The sequence below is a fragment of the Leucobacter sp. Ag1 genome (assembly GCF_000980875.1).
In the GTDB taxonomy this organism is placed as follows: Bacteria; Actinomycetota; Actinomycetes; order Actinomycetales; family Microbacteriaceae; genus Leucobacter; species Leucobacter iarius.
The window spans coordinates 1-8,171 of record NZ_LAYO01000039.1 but is presented as its reverse complement, the minus strand read 5'-3'; the positions used below and the strand labels follow the sequence as shown (position 1 = coordinate 8,171).

Below are 8,171 nucleotides of genomic sequence, written 5' to 3'. Positions count from 1 at the left end.
GGCCGCGTTCGGAGGCGACGCGGCGCTCGCGGTGCTGGGGCTGCCGCCCGCGGGCAAGCGCTTCCGCGAGCTGGATCGGCGCTTCTACCGCCCGCTGTGCGGAGTGCTCGGCGCCGCGATGATCATCGGGGCGCGCCGGCGCAGGGTCGACGAGACCGACTGATGCTCGGCCGCTTCGCGGCTCAGTACCAGTGCGGGCTCCGCGACTGCCAGGTGTTCCAGGCGTTGCACGGGCTGCCGTAACTGGCCGAGATGTAGGCGAGGCCCCAGTTGACCTGGGTCGCGCCGTTGGTGCGCCAGTCGGCCCCGGCCGCGGCCATCTTCTCGGCGGGCAGCGCCTGGGGGATCCCGTAGGCGCCGCTCGACGGATTCAGCGCGTCCGCACGCCAGTCGGACTCGCCGTTCCACAGCGAGACCAGGCAGGAGAACTGCTCGCCGCCCCAGCCGTACGAGGGCAGGACGGATCGTGCGTAGGCCTGCGCTCCCGCGGGATCCACGGTGACTCCGCCGCCGATGTTGACGTTGCCACCACCACCGTTCCCGCCGCCGTTGCCGCCGTTCTGCTCCTGCTGCTGCCGCCGCGCCTCCTCCTCGCGCTGCTGCTCGGCGACCTGGAGCCCGAGCTGGTAGCGCTCCTCGACCTTCGCGGTGGTGCCGCGCAGCGAGGCGAGCTGCGCGTATACGGTGCCGGTGCTGCGGCTGGCCGTGTCGACCGCGGCGTCGGCGCGTTCCTGCGCGGTGGACGCCGCGGTCGACGCCCGATCCGCTTCCGCAGCGAGCCGAGCGCGCTCCTTCTTGGCCGACGTCGCCTGATCCTTCAGGTTCTGCTCGGTGTTCACCGCCGCTGCGGCGCGCTCGGAGAGCGTGTTCCAGGTGCCCGCCACCTGCTGGGCGGTGTCGAGCTTCGACATGAACTCCGCGGGGTCCTTGGCGGTGATCAGCTGGCTGGTGCTGGCGAGGCCGGTGCCGTCGCGGTACATCCAGGAGACCACGCGTCCGAGGCTCTCGCTGTCGCTCTGCAGTCGGGTCCGGTCGGCCTTGAGCCGGCTCTGGAGCTGCTTCTCGCGCGCGGTGGCGTCCGCGAGGTCCTGATCCGCGCGCTGCGCGGTGCGGAACGCCGCCACGGCCTTCGTGGAGGCGGTGGCCGCGCCCGACTGGGCGCGCTGCAGCGCCTGCTGCAGCTTCGCGTACTCCGCCTGCTTGGCGCTCTGGGACGCGCGGGCGGCGTTGACCTCGTCCCAGGTGGGATAGCCGTCCGCGGTCTCGTCGCCGGTGTTCGCGACCGCGGGGAGGGCACCCGCGAGGACGAGGGCCGCGGCCAGGGTCGCGACCGCGGCACGACGGGAACGCCGGAGAGCAGTCATGCCCGGAAGTGTAGAACACCCGCTTCGGCGGAGCCTGGTCGCGCGCCCGGCGAGGCGGATCCCGGCGCGTCGGATGCCGCTCGGACGTCAGAGCTTGCGGAGCAGCACCTTCTGCACGCGGTGGTCGGCCTCCTTGCGGAGCACGAGCGAGGCGCGAGCGCGCGTGGGCCGGATGTTCTCGACCAGGTTGGGCTCGTTGATGCCTTTCCAGAACTCGTGCGCGAGCGCGCGGGCCTGCTCCTCGTCGAGCCCGGCGAAGCGCCGGAAGTAGGAGCTCGGGTCGGCGAACGCGCCGTCCTTGAGCTTCAGGAATCGGTCCTGGTACCAGCGCTCGATGTCGGAGGTGCGCGCGTCGACGTAGATCGAGAAGTCGAAGAGGTCGGACACCGCGAGCGGGCGCTCGTTCGACGGGGGCTGCAGCACGTTGAGCCCCTCGACGATGAGGATGTCGGGGTTGCGCACGATCGTGTACTCGTCGGGCACGATGTCGTAGATCAGGTGGCTGTAGTGGGGCACGCGGACCTCGGGCATGCCGGCCTTCACCTGCGACACGAAGCGCATGAGCGCGCGGCGGTCGTAGGACTCGGGGAAGCCCTTGCGGTGCGAGATCCCGCGGCGTTCCAGCTCTGCGTTCGGGTAGAGGAACCCGTCGGTCGTGACGAGCTGCACGTGCGGGGTCTCGGGCCAGCGGGCGAGTAGATCGCGCAGGATCCTCGCCACGGTCGACTTGCCGACGGCGACGGAGCCGGCGATGCCGAGCACGAAGGGGGAGGGGCGGTCCTGCTCGCGGTGCAGGAAGCCGCGCGTGCGCCGGTGCACCTCGCGCACGCCCTGCGCGTACTCGTTGAGGAGCCGGCTGAGCGGACGGTAGACCTCGGAGACCTCCCGGAGGTCGAGCAGCTCGCCGAGGCCGCGGAACGCCTCGATCTCCGCTTCGGTGAGCGGCATGGGGGTCTCGCCCGCGAGGCGCGCCCATTCCTCTCGCCCGATCTCGATGAACGGGGAGGAGAAGTCGGGACGGATCAGGGCCTGGGTGTCGCTGCTGAACTCGGTCATCGTTCACTCATGGTGCCACTAAACTGATGCGCATGTGTGGAATCGTCGGATATGTCGGCCCTAACGACACCGTTGAGGTGCTGCTGAACGGCCTGCGCCGTCTCGAATACCGCGGATACGACTCGGCCGGAGTCGCCGTCGTCGACGCGGAGGGCGCGGTCGCGGTGCGCAAGCGCTCGGGCAAGCTCGCCCGCCTCGAAGAACTGCTCGAGCTCGATCCGCTGGCCGCGGCAGGCACCGGCATCGGGCACACCCGCTGGGCGACCCACGGCGGCCCGACCGACGTGAACGCGCACCCGCACCTGGGCGACGGCGGCAAGCTCGCCCTGATCCACAACGGGATCATCGAGAACTTCGCCGAGCTCCGCGCCGAGCTCGAGGCCGCGGGCATCGAACTGCTCAGCGAGACCGACACCGAGGTCGTCGCCGCCCTGCTCGGGCACGAGATCGCGAAGGGCCGCGAGGCGGGCGACGCCGACCTCGAGACCGCATTCCGCGCGGTGGTCGGACGCCTGCACGGCACCTTCACCCTGCTCGCCATGCACCAGGATCAGCCGGGCGTCGTCGTGTCCGCGCGCCACAACTCCCCGCTGGTGGTCGGCCTCGGCGACGGCGAGAACTTCCTCGGGTCCGACGTCGCGGCCTTCGTCAGCTCGACCCGCCGCGCGGTCGCGGTCGACGAGGACAACATCGCGATCATCACTCCCGAGGAGGTGCGCATCACCGATTTCTCCGGCGCGCCCGTCGAGTTCGAGGAGTACGAGGTCGCCTGGGACGCCGAGGCGGCCGACAAGGGCGGCTGGTCGTCGTTCATGGCGAAGGAGATCACCGAGCAGCCCGACGCGGTCGGCAACACGATCCGCGGACGCGTGGTCGACGGCGCCGTCGAGATCCCCGAGCTCACCGAGCTCGGCGACGATCGACTGCGCGAGATCGACCGCATCATCATCATCGCGTGCGGCACCGCCTCCTACGCGGGCATGATCGGCGCCTACGCGATCGAGCAGTGGGCCCGGATCCCCGTCGAGGTGCAGCTCAGCCACGAGTTCCGCTACCGCGACCCGATCCTCACCGACGGCACGCTGCTCATCTCGGTGAGCCAGTCGGGCGAGACCATGGACACCCTGATGGCCGTGAAGTACGCCATCGAGCGCGGCGTCACCACCGTCTCGGTCTGCAACACGCAGAGCGCGACGATCCCCCGGGAGTCCGACGCGGCGGTCTACACGCACGCGGGCCCGGAGGTCGCGGTCGCGTCGACCAAGGCCTTCGTCGCGCAGATCACCGCGCTGTACCTCATCGGTCTGCACCTCGGACGCGTGCGCGGCACGCTCGCCGCCGACGCGCAGGCGAGCGCGGTCGCCGCGCTCGACGCGCTGCCGGCGCAGGTCGCCGAGGCCGTCGACACCCACGAGCAGATCGCGCAGCTCGCGCACTGGATGGCCGATACCCGCTCGGTGCTGTTCCTCGGCCGCCACGTCGGGTACCCGACGGCGCTCGAGGGTGCGCTGAAGCTCAAGGAGATCGCGTACATCCACGCCGAGGGCTTCGCCGCGGGCGAGCTCAAGCACGGCCCGATCGCCCTCATCGACCACGGCCAGCCGGTGTTCGTGCTCGTGCCGAGCCCGCGCACGGCCCCCGTCATGCACTCGAAGGTCGTCTCGAACATCCAGGAGATCCGGGCGCGCGGCGCCCGCGTCATCGCGATCGTCGAGAAGGGCGACACCTCGGTGCTGCCCTACGCCGACGACGTGATCCGGATCCCGCTCACCGACACGCTCTTCGAGCCGCTGCTGCAGGTCATCCCGCTGCAGTGGTTCGCGCTCGAGCTGTCGACGGCCAAGGGCCTCGACGTCGACCAGCCGCGCAACCTCGCGAAGTCGGTGACGGTCGAGTAGTGATCATCGGGATCGGCGTCGACACGGTCGATATCGGTCGTTTCGAGCGGCAGATCGAGCGCACTCCGCGGCTGCTGGCGCGGCTCTTCGCGGAGCCCGAACGCGCGTTGCCGCTCCACTCCTTGGCCGCGCGGTTCGCGGCCAAGGAGGCGCTGATCAAAGCCCTCGGCGGTGACGCCGGACTCAGCTGGCAGGATCTCGCGATCGTGCGCGGCGAAGACCGTGTGCCCGGGTTCGCGCCGACGGCCGCGCTCGTCCGGGTGCTCGGTGCGCGCGGAGCGGGCATGCCCCACGTCTCGATGACGCACGACGGCGGCATGGCCACCGCATTCGTCGTGCTCGAGACCGGCGATGCCGCAGTGCCGGGCAGTAGCCTCGAAGCAGAAGCCGAGCAGGACGGAGCGTAAGCCATGAGAACAGGCGGAATGCGGATCGCCGAGATCTCCCTGCCCGCGGTGCGGCACAACGTGCGGCGCATCAAGGAGCTCAGCGGCGGTCAGGTGATCGTCGTCGTGAAGGCCGACGGGTACGGCCACGGCGCGGCGATCATCGCCCAGGCAGCCATGGACGGCGGGGCGACCATGCTCGCGACCGCCGACCTGGAGGAGTCGCTGCGGCTGCGCGAGGCCGGCGTCGAGGTCCCGCTCCTGTGCTGGCTGCACGGCCCCCGCACCGACTTCGGCGCGGCTATCGAGCAGCGCATCGAGCTCGGCGTGAACAACCTGGCCCAGCTCGACGCCATCGCCGAGGCATCTCGCGCTGCCGGGCTCCGGGCGACGGTGCAGCTGAAGGTCGACACGGGGCTGAGCCGCAACGGGATCCAGCCGAGCGACTGGGAGGTCGTGTTCGCCCGCGCCGCCGAGCTGGTCGCCGAGGGCACGATCTCGGTCCGGGGCATCTTCAGCCACCTCGCGAACGCCGGTGCCGACGCCGACCGCGCCCAGGCCGCCAACTTCGACGAGGCGATCGCGCTGCTCGCCGCGCACGGGGTCGAGCCCGAGATGCGCCACCTCGCCGCGAGCGCGGCCACGCTGTCGTCGCCGCACCTGCACTACGACACCGTGCGGATCGGCGTCGCCGCCTACGGGCTGAGTCCGCTCGCCGACAAGACCTCCGCCCAGCTCGGGCTCGTGCCGGCGATGACGCTGAAGTCCGAGATCGTCGCGCTGCGCGGCGTGCCCGCGGGCACGGGCGTCTCCTACGGCTACAACCACGTGTGCGAGACGGCTACGACCCTCGCGCTCGTACCGATGGGCTACGCGGACGGCATGCCCCGGGCGCTGAACGGCTCGGGGGCCTGGGTGACCGTCGCGGGCGAGCACCGCCCGATCGTCGGCCGCATCGGCATGGATCAGTTCATCGTCGATGTCGGTCCGCTCGCGGGGCGGCTCGAGCTCGGCGAGCCCGTGGTGCTGTTCGGCGATCCCGAGCGGGGCGCGCCGCCGGTCGAGATCTGGGCCGGGCTCATGCGCACCATCAACTACGAGATCATCGTCGGCATCGGACCCCGCGTGCTCCGGGTGCCGGTCGAGGAACCGCTGGCTCCGGATGCGGTCGAACCCGACGAGGCGATCGCGGAGCCTGTGCGGAGCGACGCGTGAGCGCCGTGGGACCCGAAGCGGCGTCGCGACGATTCGAGATCGTCGATCCCGACGCGATGCACGCGCTGGGCGTGAACCTGGGGGAGCGGCTGCGCGCGGGCGATCTGCTGATCCTGACCGGCCCGCTCGGCGCCGGCAAGACCACGCTGACCCGCGGGATCGGCGAGGGGCTCGGCGTGCGCGGGCCGGTGACCAGCCCGACCTTCGTGCTCGCGCGGACGCATCCGTCGCTCGTCGACGGGCCGCCGCTCGTGCACGTCGACGCCTACCGGCTGGCCGACGCCGAGGAGCTCGACGACCTGGACCTCGACTTCGAGCGCTCGGTCGTCGTCGCCGAGTGGGGTGCGGGCCTGCACGCCGAGCGCGACTCCTGGCTGGACGTCGTGATCGAGCGTCCGGAGGGGCGGGCCGGCGACGGTGCCGACGATCCCGACTGGTCCGAGACGCTCGTGGAACCCCGCACAGTGACCATCACCGCGGTCGGACCGCGCTGGCAGACGGAGGCGGCCTGGTGAACGGCGCAGTCGGAATCCCCGGATCGCGAGAGCGGGCGCTGCTCGCGATCGACACCTCGCTCGGCACGAGCGTCGCGCTGGGCGTCGGCGACCGCGTGTTCGAAGCGGTGAGCGACGACCCCATGCGGCACGCCGAGATCGTCGGCCCGCTGCTCGAGCGGGTGCTCGACGAGAGCGGCGTCGACCCGTCCCGGATCGCGGGCGTCGTCTGCGGCATCGGCCCGGGCCCGTTCACGGGCCTGCGGGTCGGGATCGCGGCCGCGCGCGCCTTCGCGGTCGGCCGCGGCGTCCCGCTGCTCCCGCTGCACGGGCACGAGGCGGTCGCGTTCGAGGTGCTCTCCCGGGGAGCCGCGGCCGGGGTCCGCGTGGTGCAGGACGCGCGCCGCCGCGAGCTGTTCGTGACCGAGTACTCGGGGCTCGACTGGGCCGAGCTCCCGGTGCGCTCCGTGGACCCGCACCTCGTCGCCCGCGCGGAGTACGCCGAGGCGCCCCACGAGGTCTGGCCGGAGCGGATCCCCGGCGGGGCGCTGATCCGCCTGGCCGCGCTGCGGCTCGCCGCCGGGCGCCCCTTCGAATCCGAACGGCCCCTCTACCTGCGCGAGCCGGACATCAAGCAGCCGGGAGCGCAGAAGCGGGTCTCCGCATGATCCTGCGCCCGGCCACGGAAGCCGACCTCGACGCCATCTGGCGCATCGAGGCCGACGTCTTCGCGGGGGAGGCCTGGAGCCGCGAGATGATGCGCGAGGAGCTGACGGCCGACCACCGCCACTACATCGCGCTCGTGGACCCCGCGACCGACGCGATCCGCGGGTATGCGGGGCTCCTGACGGTCGGCTCGGAGGGCGACATCCAGACGATCGCCGTGGTGCCCGAGGCCCGCGGCGGCGGCCACGGGCGCGCGCTCATGCGCGAGCTCCTCGCAGAAGCGGTCCGGCGCGGCGTGCGCGAGGTGTTCCTCGAGGTGCGCGCGGACAACCCGGTCGCGCAGCGGCTCTACGCCGACCTCGGATTCGCCGAGATCGGCGTCCGACCGAAGTACTACCAGCCCGAGGGCGTCGACGCGATCGTCATGCGGCTGGAACTGAGCGAAGGAGCGCGCGGATGAGCGCCGAAGGAACGGCAGCGATCGCAGCGGGGGCCGAACCCCTGGTGCTCGGTATCGAGACGAGCTGCGACGAGACCGGCGTGGGCATCGTGCGCGGGCGCACGCTGCTCGCCAACGCCGTGGCCTCCTCCATGGACGAGCACGCCCGATTCGGCGGCGTCGTGCCCGAGGTCGCCGCGCGTGCGCACGTCGAGGCGATCGGCCCGACCATCGAGCGCGCGGTCGCCGAGGCCGGCATCTCGCTCGACGAGCTCGACGCCATCGCCGTGACGAGCGGCCCCGGCCTCGCCGGCGCGCTCATGGTCGGGGTCGCCGCGGCGAAGTCCCTCGCCCTCGCGCTCGGCAAGCCGCTCTACGCGGTCAACCACCTCGTCGGCCATGTCGGAGCCGATCTGCTGCAGGGCGACGGGCTGCGACCCGTGGGCGGCGGAGAGATCGGCGCGCTCGAACTGCCGACCGTCGCGCTGCTGGTCTCGAACGGCGCCGGGCTGCTCTCCGGCCCTCCCGGGGTCGGCCGGCGGATCTCCGTGGCCAACGTAAACGGCGACGGGCTCGGAGCCTTCGCCTTCGCCGTGTGGTCGGGGATCCTCGGTATAGCGGTGCTCTCGGGGCTTCGCCGGCGCGACAGCAGG

Annotated in this window: 8 protein-coding genes and 1 pseudogene; 7 read left to right on the top strand and 2 right to left on the bottom strand. The window is 72.0% G+C overall.

The genetic code is table 11. The features are described 5' to 3' along the window. Positions 1–182 precede the first annotated feature (182 nt). On the bottom strand, positions 183–1,364 hold the full coding sequence (locus XM48_RS00470; protein WP_046453804.1) for a hypothetical protein: 1,182 nt from the start codon (positions 1,362–1,364) through the stop codon (positions 183–185). An 87-nt stretch (positions 1,365–1,451) separates the two neighbouring features. Continuing rightward, entirely contained in the window at positions 1,452–2,420 is a 969-nt protein-coding gene (gene coaA, locus XM48_RS00465) for a type I pantothenate kinase (RefSeq protein WP_046453803.1), read from the bottom strand. A gap of 32 nt (positions 2,421–2,452) precedes the next feature. Between coaA and glmS the strand changes: the two genes are divergently transcribed. The 7 genes and pseudogenes from glmS to XM48_RS00430 all read left to right on the top strand — a co-directional run. Next, positions 2,453–4,318 carry a glutamine--fructose-6-phosphate transaminase (isomerizing) gene (gene glmS / locus XM48_RS00460; RefSeq protein WP_046453802.1) on the top strand — a complete coding sequence of 622 codons (1,866 nt, stop codon included), beginning with the start codon at positions 2,453–2,455 and terminating at the stop codon, positions 4,316–4,318. Continuing rightward, positions 4,318–4,725: a holo-ACP synthase gene (locus tag XM48_RS00455; RefSeq protein ID WP_046453801.1), complete on the top strand. Its 408-nt coding sequence runs from the start codon at positions 4,318–4,320 to the stop codon at positions 4,723–4,725. The genes glmS and XM48_RS00455 overlap by 1 nt, the downstream gene beginning before the upstream one ends. 3 nt (positions 4,726–4,728) lie before the next feature. Continuing rightward, positions 4,729–5,919, top strand: coding sequence for an alanine racemase (alr, locus tag XM48_RS00450; protein WP_084820825.1), 1,191 nt, complete (start codon positions 4,729–4,731; stop codon positions 5,917–5,919). Positions 5,920–5,975: 56 nt separating this feature from the next. Next, on the top strand, positions 5,976–6,434 hold the full coding sequence (tsaE, locus tag XM48_RS00445) for a tRNA (adenosine(37)-N6)-threonylcarbamoyltransferase complex ATPase subunit type 1 TsaE (RefSeq protein WP_046453807.1): 459 nt from the start codon (positions 5,976–5,978) through the stop codon (positions 6,432–6,434). Further along, positions 6,431–7,081 (top strand): tRNA (adenosine(37)-N6)-threonylcarbamoyltransferase complex dimerization subunit type 1 TsaB, encoded by a 651-nt coding sequence (gene tsaB / locus XM48_RS00440; protein ID WP_231580751.1) that lies wholly within the window; start codon positions 6,431–6,433, stop codon positions 7,079–7,081. Before tsaE ends, tsaB begins: the two co-directional genes overlap by 4 nt. Beyond that, positions 7,078–7,539 carry a ribosomal protein S18-alanine N-acetyltransferase gene (rimI, locus tag XM48_RS00435; RefSeq protein ID WP_046453800.1) on the top strand — a complete coding sequence of 154 codons (462 nt, stop codon included), beginning with the start codon at positions 7,078–7,080 and terminating at the stop codon, positions 7,537–7,539. The genes tsaB and rimI overlap by 4 nt, the downstream gene beginning before the upstream one ends. Beyond that, positions 7,536–8,171 (top strand): annotated as a pseudogene (locus tag XM48_RS00430) (hypothetical protein); the annotation flags it as partial. The gene rimI and the pseudogene XM48_RS00430, both read left to right, overlap by 4 nt.